We start from the raw sequence: 23293 nt of genomic DNA, 5'->3' as shown, positions 1-23293 counted from the left end.
CGCGAGCTGGCGCGTGCGGCCAATGCCCGGGAGGCCCTGGGCGATCCGACCGCGCACGCCGAGGTCCTGGCCCTGCGCGCCGCCGCGCAGGTCATGGGCGACGGCTGGCGGCTGGAAGACGCGACCCTCGCCGTCACCCTCGAGCCCTGCACCATGTGCGCGGGCGCGCTGGTGCTCTCCCGCATCGGCAAACTCGTCTTCGGCGCGTGGGAACCCAAGACCGGCGCGGTCGGCTCGCTCTGGGACGTGGTCCGTGATCGACGTCTCAACCATCGCCCTCAAGTCCGGGCCGGCGTGCTCGAAGCCGAATGCGCCGCTCTGCTGGACGAATTCTTCAAATCCCAGCGCCCCTAGCTCGCTCTCCAGCCGATTTCGGGATTCGCGGGCTCGTCCGGTAAAGTCACCACCGGTGGCGTGTCCGAGCGGCCTAAGGAGCACGCCTCGAAAGCGTGTGAGGGGTAACCCCCCTCCGAGGGTTCAAATCCCTCCGCCACCGCTGAAAGCCCCGCACCGGGAAACCGGTGCGGGGCTTTTTCTTTCGCGTCCGCGCTAGCGGTGGATTCGGGCGCGATCACCACCGCGGGGGTTCGGGGACGAAGCCCCGAGACCTACTTTGCTTGGAAAAGCACCGGCCCCCAACCGGATTCGGTTGGGGGCCGGTGTCGTTCAGGTGGTGCGTCAGCCCACGGAGGCCGGCTCCTTGGCCAGCTCCACCGGCTTCTGCTGCAGCTCACGCAGCTTCGAGCCCTCGACGTCGATATCGGGCAGGATGCGATCCAGCCACTTCGGCATCCACCACGCCCACTTGCCCATCAGGACCAGCAGGGACGGGATGAGCACCATGCGCACGATGAAGGCGTCGAACAGCACGCCCGCGGCGAGCGCGAAACCGAAGGACTTGGCGGTGGCGTCGGTCTCCAGGATGAAGGAACCGAACACCGAGATCATGATGATCGCCGCCGAGACCACGACGCGGGCCCCGTGGTGGTAGCCGCTGATCATGGCTTCCTTGGGGGACTTGCCGTGCACGAACTCCTCGCGCATGCGGGTCACCAGGAAGACCTGGTAGTCCATGGCGAGACCGAACACCAAGCCGATCAACATGATCGGCAGGAAGCTGACCAGCGGATGCGGATCCTCGATCAGGCCGAGCGCGCCGTCCTGGAAGATCAGCACCGTCGCGCCGAAGGTGGCCGCCATGGACAGCAGGAAGCCGAGCGCGGCGGTCAGCGGGACCAGGATCGAGCGGAACACCAGGATCAGCAGGATGAATGCCGCGCCGGCGACCAGCGCCAGGTACGGAACGATCTTGCTGAGCAGCACGTGGTCGACGTCCGCGTAGATGGCCGTCGTACCGGTGATGCCGTAGGCCATGCCCGGGTACTCGGACGCCAGCGAGCTCTCGGCGCTGCGCGCCTCGCTCACCAGGTCCTTGGTCTCCTGGTTGTTCGGGCCCTTCTTCGGCACGGCATTGAGCATCGCGCCGGCCTTGTCCTGGCTGAACTCGGGCGCGGTCACGTAGTCCATGTCGGAGTAGGACTCGAGCTTCTTGCGCAACGCGTCCGCGGCGGCTTCCCGCTTCTCGGGAGCGACGTCGGCCAGATCGGCCACGACCATGAGCACGCCGTTGCTGCCCTCACCGAAGCCCTCGGTGCGGACCTCGTACGCCTTCCGGATGGTGGTCGTCTTCGGCAGGCTGTCATCGCCCGGCAGGCCCAGCTGCAGACCCGCGGCGGGCGCGGCCAGCGCACCCAGCAGGATCACGCTGAGCAGCAGGGTGATGGCGGGGGCCTTGGCGATCACGCGGGCGAAGCGGGTGCCGTTGGTGACGTGGCTGTCGTCCGACGGGTCGTACTGGGCGACCAGCGGCAGCTTCGGCTTGAACAGGAAGCGGCCGACCGCGCCCATCAGCGCCGGCATCAGGGTGATGGCGGTGAGCACCGCGAACGCGGCCGCGATGGCGCCGCCGAGGCCCATGAAGGTCATGAACTCGACGCCGACCACGCTCAGGCCGCCGAGGGCGATGATGACGGTCAGACCCGCGAACACCACCGCGGAGCCAGCGGTGCCGAGCGCGACGCCCGCGGCTTCCTCCGGCGAATCCTGCACGGCCAGTTCGGATTTGTAGCGGGACACGATGAACAGCGCGTAGTCGATGGACAGCGCGATGCCGATCATGGACGCCAGGAAGGTGGTGAAGCTCGGGACCTCGATCACCGAGGTGCCGACGAAGATCAGCGAAGTGGCCGCGCCGAGGCCGATGATCGCGGTGAGGATCGGGACGAAGGAGGCGACGATCGCGCCGAAGGCGACCATCATGACCACCAGCGCCACCGCCATGCCGATCATCTCGGACTTGCCGCCGGGCTGCTGCTGCTCCATCGCGATGGAACCGCTCATCTCCACGGTCAGGCCGTTGTCGCGGGCGGTCTGCGCCACGTCGTAGGCGGCCTTGCGGTCGTCGGCGGTGACATCGCTGAACTTGGCGATATTGAACGGCACATTGAGCACCGCCACCGTGCCCGGTTCGGTCTTGTTCAAGACGTTCAGCGGTGCGCCGGTGCACTTGGAGACGTCCGGGTTCGCGGTGAGGCAGCCCATCTTGTCGGCCGCCTCGACCGGATTCATCAGCGGCTTCTCGTGATTCACGATGCCGAGCTGACCCAGCTTGCCGATCAGCGCGTTGATCTCGTCGACGTTCTTCTTGTCGGTGAGCTTCTCGCCGGCCGGAGCCTGGATGACGTAGGTGCCGGTCACGGCCTCGAACTTGAAAGCCTCGGAGGCACCGGGGAAGTGCTTGTCGAGGATCTCGTTGGCACGGGCGGACGGCAGTTCGGGCATGCTGAAGTCATTGCTCATCGGCTCCTTCAGCTGCGCGCCCACGCCGCCGAGCAGCAGGAACAGCAGAAGCCAGACGGGTAAGACGATCCATTTGCGGCGGAAGGCGAATTTGCCCCACCGGTAGAGGTATACGGACACGAGGGGTTCTCCTGGCGCTGGTTTGGGCTTGCTGGTGCAGGTCGGGCAGCGCATAGGCAGCTCTACCGCGGGAACCGTACGAACCCCCGCCTCCACGAAAATTCTGCCTACCGTGCGGTAGGTAGACTACCGAGTGGCAAAGCGGAGGAACAACCTCGATTTTAGTGGTGTTGCTCGCTGCGGGAAGCGTGGTGAGAGGATGAACGAATGGCCGCCCCAGTTGGTTCCGTGAGCATCGTCGCAGGTCGGAGCACCAAAGACGCGATTCGTGACGCCGCCATCCGATTATTCGCCGCAAAAGGCTTCGATCAGACCAGCTTGCGGGAGGTCGCGGATGCGGTGGGAATCACAAAAGCCTCGCTGTATTACCACTACGCGTCCAAAGTCGACTTGCTCATAGCGATCATCGAACCGATCTTCCAGGACCAGCGCGCGCTGGTGGACAGCCTGGACGGCCTCGAGCATTCCCCCGAGCGGGTCCGCGAGGTGATGACCGCGAATCTCCACTCCACACTGCGGTACCGCGACACCGGCGTGCTGTGCATGCGCGACACGGTGGCCATCGTCAACGCGCTCGGCGACCGCTATCCGGACATCATCGAACTGCATCACCGCATGTGCGACTGGGTGGCCGGACCCGACGCCGACCCCGCGACCCGGCTGCGCGCGGCCGCGGCCATGCAGGTGCTGGGCACCGCCATGCTCTCCCAGGAGATCGCCCCGGAGACCGATATCGAGTTCATCGAGAAGGTACTGCTGGACTCGGCGCTGGGCGTGCTCTATCCGGCGGGATAACCGGGCGAAAAGGGCCGTGGGTGGCGCGATAAGGTTTGCCTTCGCCGTCCAGGAGATCAGGAGTTCCCCGTGCACATCACCGCGAAGGTCGATTACGCGGTGCGCACCCTCGTGGAAATCGCTAAAGCGCAACCGGATTCGGTGAAAGCCGACTCCATCGTCATCGCGCAGGACATCCCGCCGAAGGTGCTCGAAGCGGTGGTCGCGGATCTGCGGCGTGGCGGATTGGTCACCAGCCGCCGCGGCCCGGATGGCGGATACCGGCTCGCCGCGCCCGCCGCGGACATCAGCATCGCCGATGTGATCCGCGCGGTGGAGGGCCCGCTGGCCTCGGTGCGCGGGCAGCGGCCGGAGGATGTCAGCTATGCCGGTGCGGCCGAGCCGTTGCAGCGGGTGTGGATCGGGCTGCGGGTGAACATCCGCTCGGTCCTGGAACGGGTGACCATCGCCGATATCGCGCACGATCTGCTGCCGTCCTTCCTGGACGAGCTGCTGCACGATCCGGACGCGTGGACCCGCCGCCCGCGGCTGGCCGGGGGCGAAGCGGCCACCGAGTGGCGTGATCTCGATCAGCCGGATATTTGAGTAATAGCCCCCTTGGCAGTGATGTGACGTGGGGCACTGGATCCGGCGCCGCCGGAAACCTCGCCGCGCTGCCGAGCGGTCAGGGGTAGCCTGCGAACATCATGTTGATCAGACTTCTCCGCAGCTTCCTCGCGCCCTACCGAAAGCAGCTGGTGGGCGTGGTCGTGCTTCAGCTGATCTCGGTCATGGCCATGCTCTACCTGCCGAGCTTGAACGCCGACATCATCGACGACGGCGTCACCAAGGGCGATATCGGCGCCATCTGGAGCATCGGCGGGCTCATGCTCGCGGTGACCGCCGTGCAGATCGTGGCGCAGGGCGCGTCGGTGTACCTGGGCGCGCAGGCCGCCATGGGCGCCGGGCGCGATATGCGCGCCGCGCTGCTGCACCAGGTCGGCGGCTTCTCCGCCCGCGAAGTGGGCACCTTCGGCGCGCCGTCGCTGATCACCCGCAATTCCAATGACGTGCAACAGGTTCAGCTGCTCACCCTGATGAGCGCGACCATTCTGGTGATGGCCCCCATCATGTGCGTGGGCGGCATCATCATGGCGCTGCGCGAGAGCCTGGAACTGTCCTGGCTGCTGCTCATCGCGGTACCCGCGCTGGGCCTGACCATGGCCTTCATCATCACCCGCATGGTGCCGGGCTTCCGGCGCATGCAGGAACGCATCGACGCGGTGAATCGCGTGCTGCGCGAACAGATCACGGGCATCCGCGTGGTGCGCGCCTTCGTCCGGGAGCGGCAGGAGGCCTGGCGTTTCGGCGGGGCCAACACCGATCTCACCGAGGCCTCGCTCTACGTCGGCCGGTACATGGCGCTGATGTTCCCGTCGGTCATGCTCATCTCGAACGTCACCGCCGTCGGCGTCATCTGGTTCGGCGGGCACGCGGTCGACGAGGGCACCATGCAGATCGGCGCGCTCACCGCCATGCTGGCCTACATCATGCAGATCCTGATGGCGGTCATGATGGCCTCCTTCCTGGCCATGATGGCCCCGCGCGCCGCGGTCTCGGCCGAGCGCATCGGCGCCGTGCTGGACACCGACTCCTCGGTGGAGCCGCCCCGGCTGCCGCAGCCGTTCAAGGGCGATCCGGGCACCGTCGATTTCCAGTTCGCCGAGTTCAAGTTCCCGGGCGCGGAGAAGCCGGTGCTCAGCGCCATCCGCTTCGCGGTGCGGCCGGGCACCACCACCGCCATCGTGGGCGCGACCGGCGCGGGCAAGACCACGCTGGTCAATCTGATCCCGCGGCTCATCGACGTCACCGACGGCGCGGTGTACGTGGGCGGCACCGATGTGCGGCACATCGACCTGGAGCTGCTGCGCAATCAGATCGGCCTGGTGCCGCAGAAGGCGTACCTGTTCTCCGGCACCATCGCCTCCAATCTGCGGTACGGCAAGCCCGACGCCACCGACGAGGAACTGTGGCACGCCCTGGAGGTCGCGCAGGCCGCGGACTTCGTGCGCGAGATGCCGCAGGGCCTGGAAACCCCGGTGGCGCAAGGCGGTACGACGGTCTCCGGCGGTCAGCGCCAGCGCCTGGCCATCGCCCGCGCCCTGGTGCGCAAGCCGCGCATCTACCTGTTCGACGACTGCTTCTCCGCGCTCGACGTGGCCACCGACTTCCGGGTCCGGGACGCGCTGAAGCCGGAGACCCGGAACGCGGCGGTAATCATTGTGGCGCAGCGCATCTCGACCATTCGCGATGCCGACCAGATCGTGGTGCTGGAGGACGGCGTGATGGCCGGCATCGGCACCCACGAGCAATTGATCAGGGACACACCGGAATACCGCGAGATCGTGGAATCCCAGCTCAGCGCGGAGGAGGTTCGATGAGGCCCGGCGCTCCCGCCCCCGGCGCGCCGGACGCGAAGGCCAAATCCTTCGGACCGTCGCTGAAGCGAGTGCTCCGCCGGCTCGCCCCCGAACGCTTCTATCTGGCCATCGTTTTCGTGCTCGCGGTGTCGTCCGTGGTGCTCAACACCCTGGGGCCGCAGATCCTGGGCAAGGCCACCAACCTGATCTTCGACGGCGTGGTCGGCAAGCAGCTGCCGCCGGGCATGACCAAGGACCAGGCGGTCGAGCAGATCCGCCAGGCCGACGGCAATTTCGCCGACATGCTCGCCAGCATGGACGTGATTCCCGGTGTGGGCGTGGACTTCACGGCCGTGGGCCGGGTGCTGGCCATCGTGCTGGCGCTCTACATCGGCTCCTCGGTGTTCGGCTTCCTCGAGGCGTATCTGCTCAATATCGTCATCAACCGGACGGTGCGGCGGCTGCGCAACGAGATCGAGGAGAAGATCCACCGCCTGCCGCTGAGCTACTTCGACTCGCAGGCACGCGGCGACGTGCTCTCCCGCGTCACCAATGACGTCGACAATGTGGCACAGACGTTGTCGCAGACCATGAGTCAGCTCATCATCTCGGCGCTGTCGGTGATCGGCATCCTGATCATGATGTTCTGGATCTCGCCGCTGCTGGCGCTGATCGCACTGCTCACCGTGCCGCTGGCGATCGTCGCCACCGCCCTGATCGCCAAGCGCTCCAAACCGCACTTCGTGGATCAGTGGAAGCTGACCGGCGAGGTCAACTCGCAGGTCGAGGAGGCCTTCACCGGCCACGAGGTGATCAGCGCCTTCGGCCGCGTGCGCGAGGTCGGCGAGAAGTTCGACGACACCAACGCCAAGCTCTACGAGGCGTCGTTCAAATCGCAGTTCATCTCCGGCCTGATCATGCCCGCCATCATGTTCCTCGGGAACCTGAACTACGTGCTGATCGCCGTGGTCGGCGGCCTGCGGGTGGCCTCGGGCAATCTGTCGCTGGGCGAGGTGCAGGCGTTCATCCAGTACTCGCGCGGGTTCACCCAGCCGCTCACCCAGATCGGCTCGATGATCAACCTGCTGCAGTCGGGCGTGGCCTCGGCCGAGCGCATCTTCGAGATCCTCGATGCCGAGGAGCAGATCCCGGATCCCGAGGTCGAGGATTCGCGGCCGGTGGATCGCGGGCGGGTGGCCTTCGAGGGCGTGTCGTTCCGGTACGAGCCGGAGACCCCGGTCATCGAGGACCTGTCGCTGGTCGCCGAACCCGGGCACGTGGTGGCCATCGTCGGGCCGACGGGTGCGGGCAAGACCACGCTGGTGAACCTGCTCATGCGGTTCTACGAGGTGGACGCGGGCGCCATCACCATCGACGGCGTGGACATCACCCGCATCACCCGTGATCACCTGCGCTCGCGCATGGGCATGGTGCTGCAGGACACCTGGCTGTTCGGCGGGACCATCCGGGAGAACATCGCCTACGGCAATCCGAACGCCTCCGAGGACGAGATCCTGGCCGCCGCCCGCGCCGCCTACGTGGACCGGTTCGTGCACGCGCTGCCGCACGGGTACGAGACCGTCATCGACGAGGAGGGCTCGGGCGTCAGCGCCGGCGAGAAGCAGCTCATCACCATCGCGCGCGCGTTCCTGGCCAAGCCGTCCATCCTGATCCTGGACGAGGCGACCAGCTCGGTCGACACCCGCACCGAATTGCTGGTGCAGCAGGCCATGGCGGCGCTGCGCCGGGATCGCACGAGTTTCGTGATCGCGCACCGGCTTTCGACGATTCGCGATGCCGACACCATTGTCGTGATGGAAAAGGGCAAGATCGTCGAGCAGGGCACGCACGAGCGGCTGTTGCAGGCGCGGGGCGCGTACTACCGCCTCTACCAGGCGCAGTTCTCGGCGGCTATCACCAATGGTGAGGGCGAGAATGTGGACGACCCTGATCCGGATGTGGTCTCTTTGGGGAAATGACCGATCTCCGCCCGGCCCGTAATGGGCCGGGCGGAGTTGTGCTGGTGGGGACGATTAGCATCGCGGGGTGTCTGATTCCGCGTTCTCGTTCAAGGTCGGTACCCGGCTGGAAGGCCGCCACGGTCGAACGGGAGTGATCAGCACCCCGCACGGAGATATCGCGACCCCGGCATTCATCCCGGTCGGCACCAAGGCGACCGTGAAGGCGGTGCTGCCGGAGACCATGAAGGAACTGGGCTCGCAGGCGCTGCTCGCGAATGCCTACCACCTGTATCTCCAGCCCGGTCCCGACATCGTGGACGAGGGCGGCGGCCTGGCCGAGTTCATGAACTGGCACGGCCCCACCTTCACCGACAGCGGCGGCTTCCAGGTCATGTCGCTGGGCGTCGGCTTCAAGAAGGTGCTCGCCATGGAGGCCGTCGGCGTGCAGAACGACGACGTGATCGCCAAGGGCAAGGAGCGCCTCGCGCACGTCGACGACGACGGCGTCACCTTCCGCTCGCACCTGGACGGTTCGAAGCATCGCTTCACCCCCGAGGTGTCGATGGGCATCCAGCATCAGCTCGGCGCGGACATCATGTTCGCCTTCGACGAGCTGACGACCCTGATGAATACCCGTGGCTACCAAGAGGAATCGCTGGAACGCACCCGATTGTGGGCCAAGCGCTGCCTGGACGAGCACGAGCGGCTGACCGCGGCCCGCTCGCACCGCCCCTATCAGGCGCTGTTCGGCGTCATCCAGGGCGCGCAGTACGAAGACCTGCGCCGCAAGGCATGTCGCGATCTGGAGGCGTTGCGCGGCGACGGCGGAACGGGTTTCGACGGCTATGGCATCGGCGGCGCGCTGGAGAAGCACAATCTGGGCACCATCGTCGGCTGGTGCTGTGACGAACTGCCGGAGGCCAAGCCGCGGCACATGCTCGGAATCAGCGAGCCCGAGGACATTTTCGTGGCCGTGGAGAACGGCGCGGACACCTTCGACTGCGTGAATCCGTCCCGGGTGGCGCGAAATGCCGCGCTGTACACCGACGAAGGCCGGTTCAATATCAATACAGCCCGTTTCAAGCGGGATTTCACGCCCATCGATTCCACGTGCGACTGCTACACCTGCGCGCATTACACCCGCGCGTATATCCATCACCTGTTCAAGGCGAAGGAGATGCTGGCGTCCACGCTGTGCACGATTCACAACGAGCGCTTCACCGTGCGCCTGGTGGATCGCATTCGCGAGAGCATCGACGGCGGGTATTTCGACGATTACAAGACCGAGTACCTGGCGGGCTGGCAGGGCCGGATCAAGGTGCCCAGCAAGTGAATTGAGTAAGGGGCGGGGCAAACTGCCCCGCCCCCTTTTTTTCGTCCGGGGTCCCCTCAGCTCTCCAGCGCCGGCTTCTCCAGCGGCTGATAGCTGGGTTCGTGCTTCTTGAGGAACGCGATCACCCGGTAGGTGATGGGCAGCACGATCACCTCGGCCAGGGTCTTCCACAGGAAGCCCACGATCACGTAGTTGATGAACGAGCCCCACGAGTCGATGCCGATGGCCGTCGCCGCGATGGAGCAGAAGATCAGCGTGTCGCCGAACTCGCCGACCACGGTGGAGCCGATCAACCGCGCCCAGAGGTGCTTCTCCTTGGTCTTCTCCTTGATGGCGACCAGCGCGGCCGAGTTCAGCATCTCGCCGACGAAGTACCCGGCCAGACCGGCGGCTACCAGCTGCGGCGTGGTGCCGAGCACGCTGCGGAAGGCTTCCTGGTTCTCGTAGAAACTCGCGGCGGGCAGATGCACCGCGATGTAGAACGCCCCGACCATCACCAGCAGGATGGCGAAGCCCATATAGATGGCCCGCCGGGCGGACTTGAACCCGTACACCTCGCTGAGCACGTCGCCGATGATGTAGGCGAGCGGGAAGAGGAACCAGGCGCCGTCGGTGGTGATCGGGAGGATCTCGATCGGCCCCAGCTTCAGCGACTGGTCGGCGAAGAACTGAACGCCCTTGGTGGCGCAGATGTTCGAAATGATCAGAACTGCCGTGAACAGTGCCACGACCGGTGTGTAATAACCCCCCGCTGCCTTCGCGAATGCCGCGTGTTCGGAAGCGGGGCGTCCAGTGCCGGCGGTGTCCGCCGGAAGTAATGCATCACTCACGAAGTGAACAGGATACCGGTCGACCTGCCTGGTGGAATAGGCTGGGCGGATGACGAATCCCGGAGATTCCGACGAGTGGTGGAAGCAGTACGGCGGGGAGGGAGTTTCGCCGGACGCGCAGTCCTCCGGATCGGCTCCGCAGCAATCGGCGCCGCCACCGCCCGGTTACTCCTCGGCGCCCAATCTCTCGAAGCAGCCGGAGACGCCGTCGGCTTCGCCCTACCCGAGTTATCCACCGCCGCAGCAGAATTCGGCGCCCTCCTATCCGCAGCCGACCCCCGGCGCGTATCAGTCGGGAGCGAACCCGTACCCGCAGCCCGCGGCCGGGGCCTATCAGTCGGGCCCGAATCCGTACCCGCAGACGCCGGGGTACGGGCAGCAGCAGCCGTACGGCCAGCAGCCGGGTTATCAGCCGTACGGGTACGCGCAGCCGGCCGGGCTGGGCACCAACGGCCTGGCCATCGCCTCGATGATCCTGTCCATCTGCGGTCTGCTGATGTGCATGTTCGTGGTGCTGTCACTGGCGGGCCTGATCATGGGCGTGGTGGCGCTGAACCAGATCAAGCAGAGCGGGCAGCAGGGCCGGGGCATGGCGCTGGCCGGTATCTGGGTGGGCGCGGGCGGTGTCGCCCTCGCGGCGATCTACTGGATCTTCATCATCGTCGCGGCCATGAGCGGTTCGACGTAGGCCGTCGCGGAACGAAATCGGGCGCGCATCCGGATCCGGATGCGCGCCCGAGGTTTTCGGTGCGTGCGAATTACGCGGTCTTGATGACCTGGGTGCCGCCCGCGAACTTGTCGTGCCAGCCCTGCTTGTTCGGGTCCTGGCTGATGCTGACACCGGCCCAGATCGCCAGGCCGAACTCGACGATACCGCCCAGGTAGGGCACCACGCCGGCGGCGATGAAGATATTGCGCTTGAGCGAGGTGACCGGGTCGAGGGTGCCGCCGCCGGGTGCCAGCACCTTCAGCTTGAGGATCTGCTTGCCGAAGGTCGCGCCCTGGGCCACCTCCATGCCGACGAAGTAGCCGAGCATGATGAGACCGGTCGCGATGGTCCACAACACGCTGAGGCTGTTCGGCAGCACGAAGCCGATGATCGCCGTCGGAATGCCGACGATGAAACCGTCGATGATGCGCGCCGCCAAGCGGATCCACACGTCACCCGGCTGCGCACCGCCGTTGAAACCCTGCTGACCGGGGAACGGCTGGTACGGGTTCTGCTGGCCGTACGGGTCGGGCTGCTGGCCGTAAGGCTGCTGACCGTAGGGCTGCTGCTGCCCGTAGCCCGGCTGCTGGTTGTACGGATCGGACTGCTGCCCGAACCCGCCCTGCTGACCGTAAGGCTGCTGCGGCTGCTGGCCGTAGCCCGGCTGCTGCTGCCCGTACCCCGGCTGCTGACCGTAGGGATCGGACGGCTGCTGACCATAGGGCTGCTGACCGTAAGGCTGCTGCTGACCGAAGCCCGGCTGCTGACCGTACGGATCGGACTGCTGGCCGTAAGGCTGCTGACCGTAGGGCTGGCCACCGCCCTGCGGATACTGGTTGGGGTCATACCCACCGCTTGTCATTGTGTTCGCCGTCCTCGTCGAAAGTCTCGGGGGTCTGGTCGAGTGCGTACGTTACGGACACGCACTGGGTTGCAACAAGCCGTTCGGATCCAGCGTCCATGGTTCTCGCGGCAGCGTTTCCGGCCGGAATTGTTCCAGTATCTGCGGAATCGTGGTTGCGCCGGAATAACCCAGCGATTCGGCGAGCCGGGTCAGCACCTGCGCCGGGGTCTCGCCGAGCGCCAGCCGATCGCGCAGGGTGACCGCGCCGTCGCGTTTGGCGAGTCGCTGACCGGCGGTATTGAGTACCAGCGGGACATGGGCGTACTGCGGAACGGGCAGGTCGAGCAGGGTGGCCAGATACGCCTGCCGGGGTGTGGACGGCAGTAGATCGTCACCGCGAACCACCTGGTCGATGCCCTGATCGGCATCGTCGACCACCACCGCCAGGTTGTATGCCGGGGTGCCGTCGCCGCGCCGCAGCACCAGATCGTCGACCGCTCCACGATGGTCGCCGAGCAGTTCGTCGTGGATCTCGAATTCGGTGACGTCCGTGCGCAGGCGCAGTGCGGCCGGGCGTCCTGCGGCGCGTCGCCGGGTTTGCTCGGCCGCGCTGAGATCGCGGCAGGTGCCCGGGTACGCGCCCATGGGTCCGTGCGGCGCGGTGACGGCCTGCTGGATTTCCTTGCGGGTACAGAAACATTCGTAGGTGCGCCCGGCCGCGGTCAAGCGCTCGATGGCCGCTTCGTAGAGCGGCAGCCGTTCGGTCTGCCGCACCACGGGCGGATCCCAGTCCAGCCCGAGCGTCGCCAGGTCTTCCAGTTGCCGCGCCTCCGCGCCCGCTTTGACCCGATCCAGATCCTCGATCCGCATCAGGAAGCCGCGGCCGGTGGAGCGCGCGAACAGCCACGCCAGCAGCGCGGTGCGCAGATTGCCGAGATGCAGATCTCCGGATGGGCTCGGCGCGAATCGTCCGTATCCCGTCACGCTGGCCATCGTAGGCGCACCTTCGTTCGCATCCTTCGCACCGCGGCTACTCGTTCGCACTCTTGCGGGCGCACACAGCCGGTGCGAATCGGCAGTGGAACTGCGAACTCAGTGAACCCGCAGGCGTGGGCGCAGTTCCGCCTCCGAAATGGGCTTTTGCTCCGCCAGGGCGGTGAGAAGCGTTTCGGCACAGGCGATCAGCCCGGGGGAGTCGATGTCGTAGGGCGCGGGCCCGAACGCCCGCAGCCGTCCGGCGGCGCGCTCCAGCAGCGTTCGAGCACCCTTCGGATTCCCCCGTTGAATGTGGGTGAGGCCAACGGCGAACTGTGCGAGCCCCTGCCACAGCATCCGCTCGGCGAATGGGCCGTTCTTCCAGGCCGCCTCCAGCACCTCATGGGCATTGAAGGCCAGGCCGTCGTCGAGCAGGCGCTGGGCGTAGTCCAGGGTCGCTTCGGGCGGTAACTCCAGATCGTCCGGAATGCGTGGCACCCCCGGGCTGCCGAATGGGAGGGGTCGCCCAAAACGGTCACGAGGTCGGGCATTCCGGGCACGCCCGGTCTCGTCTCGATCCCGTCCGGTCTCCTCCGGCTCGCGCTCGGTCATGGCTTCCATGATCCCGGACGTAACGGTCAGCGGTCGCCCGCCCGGTCCGCTCCGGCCGCCGATCCCGGGCCGGCAACAAAATTGCTACTTCGGACAATTGTTTTGCGCGTGCTGCGGCTATTTCTGTGCAAATAATTTGCTGGCTAACCTTGCCGCTTATTTGCTGATTGAAAACGAAAGAATGCGATCTCCTATTGGAGAACCCTGCTAGTGTTTAGCGCGGGAACGGCCATCGGGGGTGCATTCCCATCGTGAAGTGCAGAGAGCGGGTTGTACGGGGCGTTTGCGCGCAACCCGGGGCGTACGTGGGATTCGCCGATCTCCTCGGATCCCAGTGTCACCAAGATCGATGCCAGCAAGATCCTGAGCTTGACGCAGAAAAGGAGCTAGTACCGTGAAGGTGGATTACACCGGCGCCGTGTGGCGTAAGAGCAAACATAGCGGCCCTAATGGCAACTGCGTAGAGGTCGCATTCCTCGGAGACGGCAACGTGGCGGTTCGCGATACGAAGGACCATGGTCACGGCCCGATCCTGGCGTTCACTCCAGGCGAGTGGGACGCATTCCTGTCGGGTGTCTCCGACGGGGAGTTCAGGCGCGCCTGAACCGGGAAACCTGGGCCCCGAGTCGGTGTGGACTCGGGGCTTTTCGCTGCGCGGTGAAAGTGCCTGTCAGTGCTGCCCGTTGCCCTCTTGGGCGCGGCGCAGCACCGCCAATTGCTTGTGCTCCTCGGCGGTTTCGGTGGCCCGGTGCTGTTCCCGCTCGGCCGGCGGGTCGGCCCGGAAGAAGCTGCCGGTGCCCGGCCGCCCGGCCAGGCCCAGCTCGTTGAGCTTCTTCGGGACCCGGGCGCCCTGATATTCCAGGGGAATCGGATGCCCGTGCGCGTCGACGGGTCCGAGCGGCTGATGGATCTCGATGTACTCGCCGTGCGGCAGCCGCCGGATCACCCCGGTCTCGATGCCGTGTTCGAGCACCGCGCGGTCGCTGCGCTGCAAGCCCAGGCAGATGCGGTACGCGATGAAATAGGCCAGCGGCGGGAGCAGCAGCAATGCGATGCGGAAGGCCCAGGTGGTCGCGTTCAGCGAGATGTCGAAGGTGAAGGCGATGATGTCGTTGACGCAGGCCAGGGTGAGGACCAGGTAGAACGCCAGCGACATGAAGCCGATCGCGGTGCGCACCGGCACATCTCGCGGTCGCTGCAGCAGATTGTGCCGCGCGCGATCCCCGGTCAGCCGCTTCTCGATCCACGGGTAAGCGATGAGCGCCACGAAGATGAGCGGCATGGCCAGCGCCACCGAGAACGCGCCCGGCACGGTGTGCCCGAAGATATAGAGCTCCCAGGCGGGGAACAGCCGCAGGAAACCGTCGGTCCACATCAGGTAGAAGTCGGGCTGGGTGCCGGCCGAGACCTGGGATGGGTTGTAGGGACCCAGATTCCAGATCGGATTGATCTGCAGCAGGCCGCCCATGATGGCCAGCACGCCCAGCGTGAAGGCGAAGAAAGCGCCCTGGTCCAGCGAGAACACCGGCACGATGCGGGTGCCGATGACGTTCTTCTCGGTGCGCCCGGGACCCGGATACTGGGTGTGCTTCTGGTACCAGACCAGCGCGATGTGCGCGGCGATGAGCGCCAGCATGATGCCCGGGAAGAGCAGCACGTGCGCGATATAGAGGCGCGGCACGATGATGGTGCCGGGGAAGTCGCCGCCGAACATGAGCCAGTGCAGCCAGGTCCCGATCACCGGCGAGCCCATGGTGATGCCGGCGAAGGCGGCCCGCAGCCCGGTGCCCGAGAGCAGATCGTCGGGCAGCGAATAGCCGAAGAAGCCCTCGAACATGGCGATGATCAGCAGGATCGAGCCGATCACCCAGTTGGCCTCGCGGGGTTTGCGGAACGCGCCGGTGAAGAAGACACGGCACAGGTGCACGATCATGGAGGCGCTGAAAAGCAGTGCGGCCCAATGATGTACCTGCCGGACGAAGAGCCCGCCGCGGACGTCGAAGGAGATCTGCAGCGCGGTCTCGTAGGCGCGCGACATGGTGACGCCGCGCAACGGCTGATAGGACCCGTTGTAGGTCACTTCGGTCATGGACGGGTCGAAGAACAAGGTCAGATACACGCCGGACAGCAGCAGGATGATGAAGCTGTAGAGCGCGATTTCGCCGAGCAGGAACGACCAGTGCGTCGGAAAGACTTTATTGATGGATCTTTTGAGGAATGCGGCGGCTTGATACCGCTGGTCCGCCTCATCGGCCTGCGCCGCCAGTCGACCAGCGGTGCGATTACGAGTTGCCATAGCGGTCACCCGCCCCCGGTGAAGAGTGGTAAGGCTTCTACTACACACGGTAGCACCCGGACCGGTTGCGTTGTACGGGCTTTCGCTAGGCTCGGCCGGTGAATTCCCTGACGGCCCGCGACGCCACCATGTACTGGCTGTCCGCCCGCACCCGGAACGATTTGTTCCTGCTGTACGGTTTCGCCGACGCCGGGCAGCCGACCGACCGGCTTCGTGTGGCGATTGCAAACCGAGTCACTGGTATTCCGGATTTGCTGACACGCGTGCTGGAAACTCCTGCAAATATTGCGTATCCCATTTGGGTGCATTGCGAATTCATTGCCGAGCAGTTCGCCGAACATGAACTGGCGGAACCGACGTGGGACCAGCTCACCGCCGCGGTGGAGAGATTGCTGGCCACCGGACTCCGCGCCGAGCAACGGGCATGGCGGCTGCACATCTTCCGCAACATCACGGGCGCACCGGGATTCGCTCCGGACGAGCCCGCGTTGATAGCGATCCTTCAGCTCTCGCACGCCCTCGCCGACGGTCGTCGCGCCGCCACGCTCGCCCGCGTGCTCTTCTCCGAAACCCCCGCTCCGTCATCACGCCGGAATGACAGGGGACGCGGGTGGGACAGGTGGAGTGCTGCTGTCCGTGAACTGCCGCGCCTGCCGATTCGTATGGCGCGCACAGTCATTCGCGGTATCGAAGCCGCCCGCGCGCAACGTGAACTGGCCGAACTGACCGCGTCCGGCGCGATTCCACCCCCGCCGCCCGCTGTTCTCCCTAACCTCCTCAACGGCGACGGCACCATCCCAACCGGTCACTCCATACGAATGCTGGTGCGCGAAGCGAACGACCTCCGCCTCCCCGGCCACACCGTGACCGTCGCGGCCCTGACCGCCATCTCACTGGCTCTCGAGCGCTACCTCACCCAGCGCGGCGAACCGAGCGAAGCCCTCCGCGCCCAAGTCCCCATGGCGGTAGCCACCCCCGGCGGCCCCCGTAACAGCTACCACGACCTCTCGGTCGACCTCTGCATCACCGAACCCGACCCGCACGCCCGCGCCGCCGCCATCGCCGCCGATCTCACCCTGCGCGCCGCCCGCGCGAAACACCCCCTGCAGGAAGCACAATCCCGCGTCACCGAGACCCTCCCCGCCCCGATCCTGCATCGTGACGTGACCCATCTCCCGATCGAGGCGCTGCCCGAACGAGTTTCCGCCCACACCGTCGTCTCCAGCGTCCACCGCGGCCCGGCCGATCTGACCTTCGGCGGCGGCCCGGTCCGCTGCACCGCGGGCTTCCCGGCCATCGGCTCGGTCATGCACCTGACCCACGGCATTCACGGACTCGGCGACACCGTCACCCTGTCCCTGCACGCCGATCCCGCGGTCGTCCCCGATCTGGACGCCTACGCGGCCCTGCTGGACGCGGCGCTGACCGAAGTCGTGAACCTGGCGAAGCACCCCTGAAATACCGAAAACCCCGGCCGGACTGAGTCCGGCCGGGGCTTTCGTGAGCGGAGGATAGGGGATTTGAACCCCTGAGGGCTGTTAACCCAACCCGCGTTCCAGGCGAGCGCCATAGGCCACTAGGCGAATCCTCCGTGGAGCAATATACCGGCTGACCCCCTGCGGAACGCAAATCAGGTAGTCGGAGGCTATTTCTTCTTGAGTGCGGTGAGCGCCTTCTGGAGTTGTTCCTTGGCGACCGCGGCCATCTCTTCCTTGCTGATGGATTCGCCGGGCCCGCGATCCAGATCGATCTTGATCTTCACCGAGACATTGCTGTCGGTGGCGGCCGCCGTGTACTCCTGCACGGTGAACGACGAGTAATCGCTGGTCTCGGTGTGCCAGTACCCCTGCGAGCCGATACCGGTGAGATCGCCGGAGGCGCGCCCGGAACCGGTGGTGCCGGTGTCCATCTGCTTCCAGCTGTCGTAGGTCGGCCCGCCGTAGGCGCTGGTGAAGCCGACATCGAGGGTGATTTCGGCCTCATTGTCGTGGTACTTGCTGCTGCCGGACTTGCTGGTGTACGACGCCTTGCAATTCATCGACCCGCCGCTGTAATCGGTCGGCTTGGTCTCGGTGTGGGTCGGGCTGCCCTTGGAGGTGGACGACCACTTGGTGACCGCCGAGGCATCGATCAGGCTGCAGGCATTGGTGATATTGGCCATGGAGTAATTGCCGTCCATGTTCTTCTTGTCGCTGCCCAGCGGCGAGATCGGGCTGGAGTCGTCGGTGGCGACCGCGATCACCCCGATGCCGATGCCGACCAGCACCACCAGGCCGATGACGCCGCCCACGATCCACCCGGTCTTGCTGCCGCCGCCGGACGAGGGCGGGGGCGGCGCGTAGCCGTAACCGCCTGCGGGCTGGGCGAATTGCTGCGGCTGCGGCTGGATCGGCTGCGCGGGCGGGAACGGCTGTCCGCCCAGCGGCTGCCCGGCCGCGTACTGGCCGCCGGTGAAGGCGGGCTGCGGAATGGCTTGCGCGGGTGGGGTGTAACCCGGTCCGCCCGCACCGTAGTTCAGCATGGTCGGGTCGGCGGGCGGCTGGCCGCCGTAGTTGAGCATGGTCGGATCGGGCTGGGCCGGCTGCGCGCCGTAGTTGAGCATGGTCGGATCCACACCGGTCACCGGCTGGCCGGGATCGGTGCCGGCGGGCGGGGTGGCCCACCACTGCGCCGTCTCCTGCGCTTTCGCCGGGTCGTGCGGCTCGCCCGGTCCTGGATTGGAGCTAGTCACGTACGGTTTCCCCTCCGGTACTGAGCGGGTCGCCCCGCATGTCGGACCGATCGTAACGACCCGGGGCGGCGGGAGTCTCGGTGAGCCGCTACACTGGCCGACGGATCCAGCGCGGCGCGCATCCTGTGAACTCCCCCAGGGCCGGAAGGCAGCAAGGGTCAACGGGCTCTGCCGGGTGCGCTGGGTCCCCTTTATTTTCCGGGCAGGGGATGTCCGTATATAGCTCCCGATTCGGTCGAGCCCCCTAGTAACGTGGTCGGTTGGATTCGCGTTCTACTCGCGGACCACACAAAAATTCCCGCCCTTGGAAAGGCTGTGCAGATGCCCCGGCAGACGCAACTCGGTTTGATGAGCCATGCGGAACTCGTGACGGAACACGAGACGCAGACCGCGAACTACGCGAAGCTCAAGACCGAGAAGCTCACCCTGGACATCACGCGCGGAAAACCCGCGCCGGAACAACTCGACCTCTCCAATGCCCTGCTGACCCTGCCGGGCGAGGGCGACTACAAGGATGCGAACGGCACCGACGTGCGCAATTACGGCGGCCTGCACGGGCTCCCGGAACTGCGCGCCATCTTCGGCGAACTGCTCGGCATCCCGGTGTCGAACCTGCTGGCCGGCAACAATGCCAGCCTGGAGCTGATGCACGACGTGATCGTGTACTCCATGCTGCACGGCAATGCCGACTCCGAGCGGCGCTGGGCCGATGAGCCGGTGCTCAAATTCCTGTGTCCCGCCCCGGGTTACGACCGGCATTTCGCGATCACCGAATCGCTGGGCATCGAGATGATCGCCATCCCCATGCTGGGCGACGGCCCCGATGTGCACGCCATCGCCGAATTGGTGGCCGCCGATCCGAGCATCAAGGGCCTGTGGGCGGTGCCGAACTATTCCAACCCGACCGGCGTCACCTTCTCCGAAGCCGTGACCCGCGAATTGGTTTCGATGCCGACCGCCGCGCCCGATTTCCGGCTGTTCTGGGACAACGCCTACGCGGTGCACCCGCTCACCGAGACCGCCGATCCGGTGCTGGATGTGCTGGGCCTGGCCGCCGCGGCCGGAAACCCCAATCGCGCTTACGTTTTCGCCTCCACCTCCAAGATCACTTTCGCGGGCGCGGGCGTCAGCTTCTTCGGTTCCTCCACCGCCAACCTGGAGTGGTACCTGAAGCACGCCGGCAAGAAGAGCATCGGCCCGGACAAACTGAACCAGCTGCGCCACGTGCGTTTCTTCGGCGACGCCGAGGGCGTGCGCACGCACATGCAGAAGCACCGCGCCATCCTGGAGCCGAAATTCCAGCTGGTGCTGCGCATTCTGGAGGATCGCCTGGGCGCGTCGAAGGTTGCGTCCTGGACCGAGCCCAAGGGCGGGTACTTCATCAGCCTGGACGTCCTGGAGGGCACTGCGTCGAAGGTGGTCGCACTGGCCAAGGACGCGGGCATCGCGCTGACCCCCGCGGGTTCGTCCTACCCGTACGGAAAAGACCCGGAGGACAAGAACATTCGCATCGCGCCCAGCTTCCCGTCCGAGGCGGAACTGGAGAAGGCGATGGACGGCCTGGCGACCTGCGTCCTGCTCGCCGCCAGTGAGAAGCTCATGAGCATGTAACAGGCGAAAAGCGAACGGGGCGTGCACCTTTCGGTGCGCGCCCCGTTTCCGTTCGGTCAGTTCGGCTTGTGCGCGAGCACCGCGAAAATGGTCACCGACAGGTGGATGTCACCGCTGGCCGCACCGGCCTCCAGGTCCGCCAGCAGCTGATCGCGCTGCTTCTGGGTGATGGATCCGCGCGCCACCGACATATCCGCGATGCGGGCGACCAGCGCTCCCGCGCCCGCGCTGCCATCCTGGATCAGCGCGTGCGAGCCGATATCGTCCACGACCAGGCCGGCCTTGGTGAGCAGCCCGGACAGCTGCCGTCCCGCGAAGGGATTGGTGGTGCGGGAGATCATGGTCTCCACCACCTCGTGCACCACGTGCCGGTCGCCCGGATGCACGATGGCCGTGCCCCAGTCGGCGTCCATCACGACCACGCGGCCGCCGGGCTTGAGCACCCGGCTGATCTCGCCGATCGCCCGGGCGGGCGAGGTCAGATGCTGCAGCACCCGCTCCACCAGCACGCCGTCGTAACTGTCACTGGCCAGCGGCAGCCCGTAGGCGTCGCCGGACACGAACTTGGCCGTCGATCCGGCTTGCGCCGCACGGCGTTCGGCCGCGTGCAGCAGGTGCTCGTCGGGTTCCACGCCGAGCGCGGTGCCGGTGGGACCGACCGCCTCGGCGAAGACCATCACCTCGGATCCGGTCCCGGAGCCGATATCGAGGGCGCTCTCCCCGGCCCGCAGCGCGAGCGCTTCGTGCGCCCACGTTCGCAATCGGCGGATTCCCGGTAGCGCGGCTTGCAGATCATGCACATCGACCAGTTGATCCTGGCCCTCGCGGTCGAAACGGTCCGGTCGCAGTCCGGACCCGGCGCCGGTTTGCGGCGCGGTTCGTACTGAAGAATTTGCCATGGTGTCGGGCATACCAGCCACCCTAGTCGTGACCCGTGTCACCGCAACGCGGGATGGATGGGATGATCGATCCATGGTGAGCCGCAAACTGTGTATTGCGCAGGAATCCGCCGCTGACGAACTGCTTTCCGCCGACGATTTCGCCCTTTTGGTGGGTATGGCACTGGATCAGCAGTTTCCGATGGAACACGCCTTCCGGGGTCCGCAGAAGATCGCCGATCGGATGGGCGGGTTCGATATCCGCAAGATCGCCGACGCCGATCCGGCGGAATTCGAGGAACTGGCCGCCACGCCCCCGGCCATCCACCGTTACGGCCGTTCGATGGGCCGCCGGGTGCAGGAACTGGCGCGGTTCATTATCGAGAACTACGACGGAAACACCGCGGGACTGTGGACGAACGGTGATCCCGACGGCAAGGAAGTCCTGAAACGGTTGAAGGCGCTGCCGGGATTCGGCGATCAGAAGGCGCGAATCTTTCTGGCGCTCTTGGGTAAACAGGATGGACTAGCGGCGCCGGGCTGGCGGGAAGCGGCGGGTGCGTACGGCGAACCGGATTCCCGGCGTTCGGTCGCGGATGTGACCGATGCCGAATCCCTGACCCAGGTGCGGGAATTCAAGAAGCAGGCGAAGGCCGCCGCCAAGCAGAAGTAGCGCCCGTCCGGACCCGATCGAATCAAGGTGGTTCTAACCCTTCGATAAACGCTTCGATTGCCTGATGCTTGCCGCGTTCGATTTGCAGCAGCACCAGCGGGAAGCAGTACCAAATGAAGATGAGGAAATTCGCCGGGATCGCGGCACTGTTGGTCACGGCGATCGGGGTGACCGCCGGCGCGACCGGCACCGCGGGCGCGGCCCCGGCCGCGACCGACAACGGCGTCGTCAACTACGCCGCCACCCAGTCCGAGAACGGCCAGGTGGTCATTCGGACCGATGCCGGTTCGCTGGTCAACGAGGACGGCGTCTTCAAGATCAAGGCCGCCAATGGCGCGACCATCGCGGGCACCGAGCTGAAGTTCCGGGTGGACGACTTCGAGTTCCCGATCGCCGCCGAGATCTCCGGCCGCACCGCCACCCTGACCCCGTCCTTCGACGAGGCGCACGCCGTGTACAAGCCGGTCGCGCTGCCTTACGAGAACCAGGCGCCGTGGAAGACCGAATACGACCGTGAGGTCGCGGCCTGGACCCGGTTGACCCAGACCATCACCCTGGGCGCCACCATCGGCACCCTGGCCGGTGGCATCGGCGGCGCGGCCCTGGGCTGCATCGCGGGCGCCGCGCTCGGCGTGGCCGCCACCGGTGCGCTGCTGACTCTGTTCGGCCTCGGCCCGATCGGCGGTTGCATCGCCGGTGCGGCGGCCGTCGGCTTCCTCGGTACGGTCGCGGGTCAGATTTTCGTGACCGCGCCGGTCGCGATTGCCGCTGCGGTGCAGTACTTCACGACCATCAACCAGCCGTTCACCGCGCCCGCCAAGTAATTCCGGCACGGTAATCACAGCTGTGCCCGAAGGTGCCGGAGGAAGTGTTAACCCGCACGGCACCTTCGGGTAAGCACTCGTTCGTATCTCCTCGATTTGATCTCCACGTTCCCCCTGCGGACCGCCTGATGAGGAAATACCGACAAATGCTTTCGAAGAAATTCGCTGCCACCGCGGCGCTCGTGATCGCCGCCCTGGGCGTTACCGCGGGCTCCGCCGGCGCCGCTCCTGCCGCGCAGGACAACGGCGTCATCAACTACGCCGCCACCACCAACCCGGAGACCGGCGTCATGGTCATCCGGACCGACGGCGACATGGTCGTCGAGGACGGCACCTTCAAGATCAAGGCTGCCAATGGCACCACCGTGGCCGACACCGATCTGAAGTTCCGCGTCGACGACTTCGAGTTCCCGATCGCGGCCGAGATCGCCGGCAACGCGGCCACCCTGACCCCGCAGCTCGACGAGCAGCACGCGGTCTACAAGCCGGTCAACCTGCCGTTCGAGAACCAGGCCCCGTTCAAGTCGGACTACGACCGTGAGCAGGCCGCCTGGAAGCGCATGGTGGACACCATCTCCATGGGCGCCTCCATCGCCACCCTGACCGGCGGCATCGGCGGCGCGGCCCTCGGCTGTGTCGCGGGCGCCGTGCTCGGCGTCGTCGCCACCGGCGCGCTGGCCACGCTGTTCGGTCTCGGCCCGCTGGGCGGTTGCATCGCCGGCGCCGCCGCGGTCGGCTTCCTGGGCACCCTGGCCGGTCAGATCTTCATCACCGCCCCGGTCGCGATCGGCGCGGCGTACAACTACTTCGTGACCATCAACCAGCCGTCCCTGCAGAAGTAAG

Annotated in this window: 21 protein-coding genes, 2 tRNA genes and 1 other RNA gene; 15 read left to right on the top strand and 9 right to left on the bottom strand. The window is 66.3% G+C overall.

What is annotated here, in order from left to right:
- On the top strand, positions 1-354 hold a 354-nt coding region (locus NY1_RS33180; RefSeq protein WP_067721096.1), incomplete at its 5' end, for a nucleoside deaminase.
- 54 nt (positions 355-408) lie between these two features.
- Positions 409-496, top strand: a tRNA-Ser gene (locus NY1_RS33175).
- A gap of 182 nt (positions 497-678) precedes the next feature.
- On the opposite strand, the gene NY1_RS33170 is transcribed toward NY1_RS33175, so the two are convergent.
- Entirely contained in the window at positions 679-2979 is a 2301-nt protein-coding gene (locus NY1_RS33170) for an MMPL family transporter (protein WP_067721095.1), read from the bottom strand.
- A gap of 207 nt (positions 2980-3186) precedes the next feature.
- Between NY1_RS33170 and NY1_RS33165 the strand changes: the two genes are divergently transcribed.
- The 5 genes from NY1_RS33165 to tgt all read left to right on the top strand — a co-directional run bounded on the left by NY1_RS33165 (position 3187) and on the right by tgt (position 9467).
- Positions 3187-3774, top strand: a complete 588-nt coding sequence (locus NY1_RS33165; protein WP_067721094.1) for a TetR/AcrR family transcriptional regulator — start codon at positions 3187-3189, stop codon at positions 3772-3774.
- A gap of 69 nt (positions 3775-3843) precedes the next feature.
- Positions 3844-4359 (top strand): RrF2 family transcriptional regulator, encoded by a 516-nt coding sequence (locus NY1_RS33160; RefSeq protein ID WP_067721093.1) that lies wholly within the window; start codon positions 3844-3846, stop codon positions 4357-4359.
- A gap of 101 nt (positions 4360-4460) precedes the next feature.
- Entirely contained in the window at positions 4461-6194 is a 1734-nt protein-coding gene (locus NY1_RS33155) for an ABC transporter ATP-binding protein (RefSeq protein ID WP_067721092.1), read from the top strand.
- Positions 6191-8152 (top strand): ABC transporter ATP-binding protein, encoded by a 1962-nt coding sequence (locus NY1_RS33150; protein ID WP_084535806.1) that lies wholly within the window; start codon positions 6191-6193, stop codon positions 8150-8152. Before NY1_RS33155 ends, NY1_RS33150 begins: the two co-directional genes overlap by 4 nt.
- A 67-nt stretch (positions 8153-8219) precedes the next feature.
- Positions 8220-9467: a tRNA guanosine(34) transglycosylase Tgt gene (tgt, locus tag NY1_RS33145; protein ID WP_067721091.1), complete on the top strand. Its 1248-nt coding sequence runs from the start codon at positions 8220-8222 to the stop codon at positions 9465-9467.
- A 56-nt stretch (positions 9468-9523) separates the two neighbouring features.
- On the opposite strand, the gene NY1_RS33140 is transcribed toward tgt, so the two are convergent.
- Positions 9524-10297 (bottom strand): queuosine precursor transporter, encoded by a 774-nt coding sequence (locus tag NY1_RS33140; protein WP_067721090.1) that lies wholly within the window; start codon positions 10295-10297, stop codon positions 9524-9526.
- A 49-nt stretch (positions 10298-10346) separates the two neighbouring features.
- Between NY1_RS33140 and NY1_RS33135 the strand changes: the two genes are divergently transcribed.
- Positions 10347-10985 (top strand): DUF4190 domain-containing protein, encoded by a 639-nt coding sequence (locus tag NY1_RS33135; protein ID WP_067721089.1) that lies wholly within the window; start codon positions 10347-10349, stop codon positions 10983-10985.
- 70 nt (positions 10986-11055) lie between these two features.
- On the opposite strand, the gene NY1_RS33130 is transcribed toward NY1_RS33135, so the two are convergent.
- From NY1_RS33130 to NY1_RS33120, 3 genes are all read right to left on the bottom strand, one after another.
- Positions 11056-11868, bottom strand: coding sequence for an RDD family protein (locus NY1_RS33130; RefSeq protein WP_067721088.1), 813 nt, complete (start codon positions 11866-11868; stop codon positions 11056-11058).
- Between the two features lie 51 nt (positions 11869-11919).
- Positions 11920-12843, bottom strand: a complete 924-nt coding sequence (gluQRS, locus tag NY1_RS33125) for a tRNA glutamyl-Q(34) synthetase GluQRS (protein WP_067721087.1) — start codon at positions 12841-12843, stop codon at positions 11920-11922.
- Between the two features lie 99 nt (positions 12844-12942).
- Entirely contained in the window at positions 12943-13437 is a 495-nt protein-coding gene (locus NY1_RS33120; RefSeq protein ID WP_067721086.1) for a DUF309 domain-containing protein, read from the bottom strand.
- Between the two features lie 394 nt (positions 13438-13831).
- Here NY1_RS33120 and NY1_RS33115 point away from each other — a divergent pair, with 394 nt between their 5' ends.
- A complete protein-coding gene (locus NY1_RS33115; protein ID WP_067721085.1) occupies positions 13832-14041 on the top strand; it encodes a DUF397 domain-containing protein in 210 nt (69 codons plus the stop codon).
- A gap of 66 nt (positions 14042-14107) precedes the next feature.
- On the opposite strand, the gene qcrB is transcribed toward NY1_RS33115, so the two are convergent.
- A complete protein-coding gene (gene qcrB, locus NY1_RS33110; RefSeq protein ID WP_067721084.1) occupies positions 14108-15733 on the bottom strand; it encodes a cytochrome bc1 complex cytochrome b subunit in 1626 nt (541 codons plus the stop codon).
- A gap of 98 nt (positions 15734-15831) precedes the next feature.
- Between qcrB and NY1_RS33105 the strand changes: the two genes are divergently transcribed.
- Positions 15832-17190, top strand: coding sequence for a wax ester/triacylglycerol synthase domain-containing protein (locus tag NY1_RS33105; protein WP_084535802.1), 1359 nt, complete (start codon positions 15832-15834; stop codon positions 17188-17190).
- Between the two features lie 48 nt (positions 17191-17238).
- On the opposite strand, the gene NY1_RS33100 is transcribed toward NY1_RS33105, so the two are convergent.
- Together NY1_RS33100 and NY1_RS33095 are read right to left on the bottom strand one after the other, a co-directional pair.
- Positions 17239-17324 (bottom strand) — tRNA-Ser (locus NY1_RS33100).
- A gap of 54 nt (positions 17325-17378) precedes the next feature.
- A complete protein-coding gene (locus NY1_RS33095; RefSeq protein ID WP_067721083.1) occupies positions 17379-18464 on the bottom strand; it encodes a hypothetical protein in 1086 nt (361 codons plus the stop codon).
- Positions 18465-18563: 99 nt separating this feature from the next.
- Here NY1_RS33095 and ffs point away from each other — a divergent pair.
- Positions 18564-18658, top strand: an RNA gene (gene ffs, locus NY1_RS33090) — signal recognition particle sRNA small type.
- 127 nt (positions 18659-18785) lie between these two features.
- The gene (locus tag NY1_RS33085; protein ID WP_067721082.1) at positions 18786-20075 is read left to right on the top strand and encodes an aspartate aminotransferase type Ic; all 1290 of its coding nucleotides are present in this window, start codon (positions 18786-18788) and stop codon (positions 20073-20075) included.
- Positions 20076-20131: 56 nt separating this feature from the next.
- Here NY1_RS33085 and NY1_RS33080 read toward each other — a convergent pair whose 3' ends face one another.
- Complete coding sequence (locus NY1_RS33080; RefSeq protein ID WP_067721110.1) at positions 20132-20974, bottom strand: methyltransferase domain-containing protein; 843 nt, start codon at positions 20972-20974, stop codon at positions 20132-20134.
- A gap of 73 nt (positions 20975-21047) precedes the next feature.
- On the opposite strand from NY1_RS33080, the gene NY1_RS33075 reads away from it, so the two are divergent.
- The 3 genes from NY1_RS33075 (at position 21048) to NY1_RS33065 (ending at position 23292) form a co-directional block, all read left to right on the top strand.
- Positions 21048-21626, top strand: coding sequence for an HhH-GPD-type base excision DNA repair protein (locus NY1_RS33075; protein WP_084535800.1), 579 nt, complete (start codon positions 21048-21050; stop codon positions 21624-21626).
- Between the two features lie 113 nt (positions 21627-21739).
- Positions 21740-22450, top strand: a complete 711-nt coding sequence (locus NY1_RS33070; protein WP_067721081.1) for a DUF8020 domain-containing protein — start codon at positions 21740-21742, stop codon at positions 22448-22450.
- Between the two features lie 146 nt (positions 22451-22596).
- Complete coding sequence (locus NY1_RS33065) at positions 22597-23292, top strand: DUF8020 domain-containing protein (RefSeq protein WP_067721080.1); 696 nt, start codon at positions 22597-22599, stop codon at positions 23290-23292.
- The last annotated feature ends 1 nt before the right edge of the window (position 23293 follow it).

The organism is Nocardia yamanashiensis NBRC 100130 (assembly GCF_001613325.1).
Taxonomy (GTDB): Bacteria; Actinomycetota; Actinomycetes; order Mycobacteriales; family Mycobacteriaceae; genus Nocardia; species Nocardia yamanashiensis.
Note: the sequence above shows the minus strand (reverse complement) of the source record. Positions and strands in the feature narration are given on the sequence as shown.

Coding starts and splice junctions, on each gene's coding strand:
- NY1_RS33165 (WP_067721094.1), top strand. CDS start 3,187: ATGGCCGCCCCAGTTGGTTCCGTGAGCATCGTCGCAGGTCGGAGCACC.
- NY1_RS33155 (WP_067721092.1), top strand. CDS start 4,461: ATGTTGATCAGACTTCTCCGCAGCTTCCTCGCGCCCTACCGAAAGCAG.
- NY1_RS33150 (WP_084535806.1), top strand. CDS start 6,191: ATGAGGCCCGGCGCTCCCGCCCCCGGCGCGCCGGACGCGAAGGCCAAA.
- NY1_RS33135 (WP_067721089.1), top strand. CDS start 10,347: ATGACGAATCCCGGAGATTCCGACGAGTGGTGGAAGCAGTACGGCGGG.
- NY1_RS33130 (WP_067721088.1), bottom strand. CDS start 11,868: ATGACAAGCGGTGGGTATGACCCCAACCAGTATCCGCAGGGCGGTGGC.
- gluQRS (WP_067721087.1), bottom strand. CDS start 12,843: ATGGCCAGCGTGACGGGATACGGACGATTCGCGCCGAGCCCATCCGGA.
- NY1_RS33120 (WP_067721086.1), bottom strand. CDS start 13,437: ATGACCGAGCGCGAGCCGGAGGAGACCGGACGGGATCGAGACGAGACC.
- qcrB (WP_067721084.1), bottom strand. CDS start 15,733: ATGGCAACTCGTAATCGCACCGCTGGTCGACTGGCGGCGCAGGCCGAT.
- NY1_RS33085 (WP_067721082.1), top strand. CDS start 18,786: ATGCCCCGGCAGACGCAACTCGGTTTGATGAGCCATGCGGAACTCGTG.
- NY1_RS33080 (WP_067721110.1), bottom strand. CDS start 20,974: ATGGCAAATTCTTCAGTACGAACCGCGCCGCAAACCGGCGCCGGGTCC.
- NY1_RS33075 (WP_084535800.1), top strand. CDS start 21,048: ATGGTGAGCCGCAAACTGTGTATTGCGCAGGAATCCGCCGCTGACGAA.
- NY1_RS33070 (WP_067721081.1), top strand. CDS start 21,740: ATGAAGATGAGGAAATTCGCCGGGATCGCGGCACTGTTGGTCACGGCG.
- NY1_RS33065 (WP_067721080.1), top strand. CDS start 22,597: ATGCTTTCGAAGAAATTCGCTGCCACCGCGGCGCTCGTGATCGCCGCC.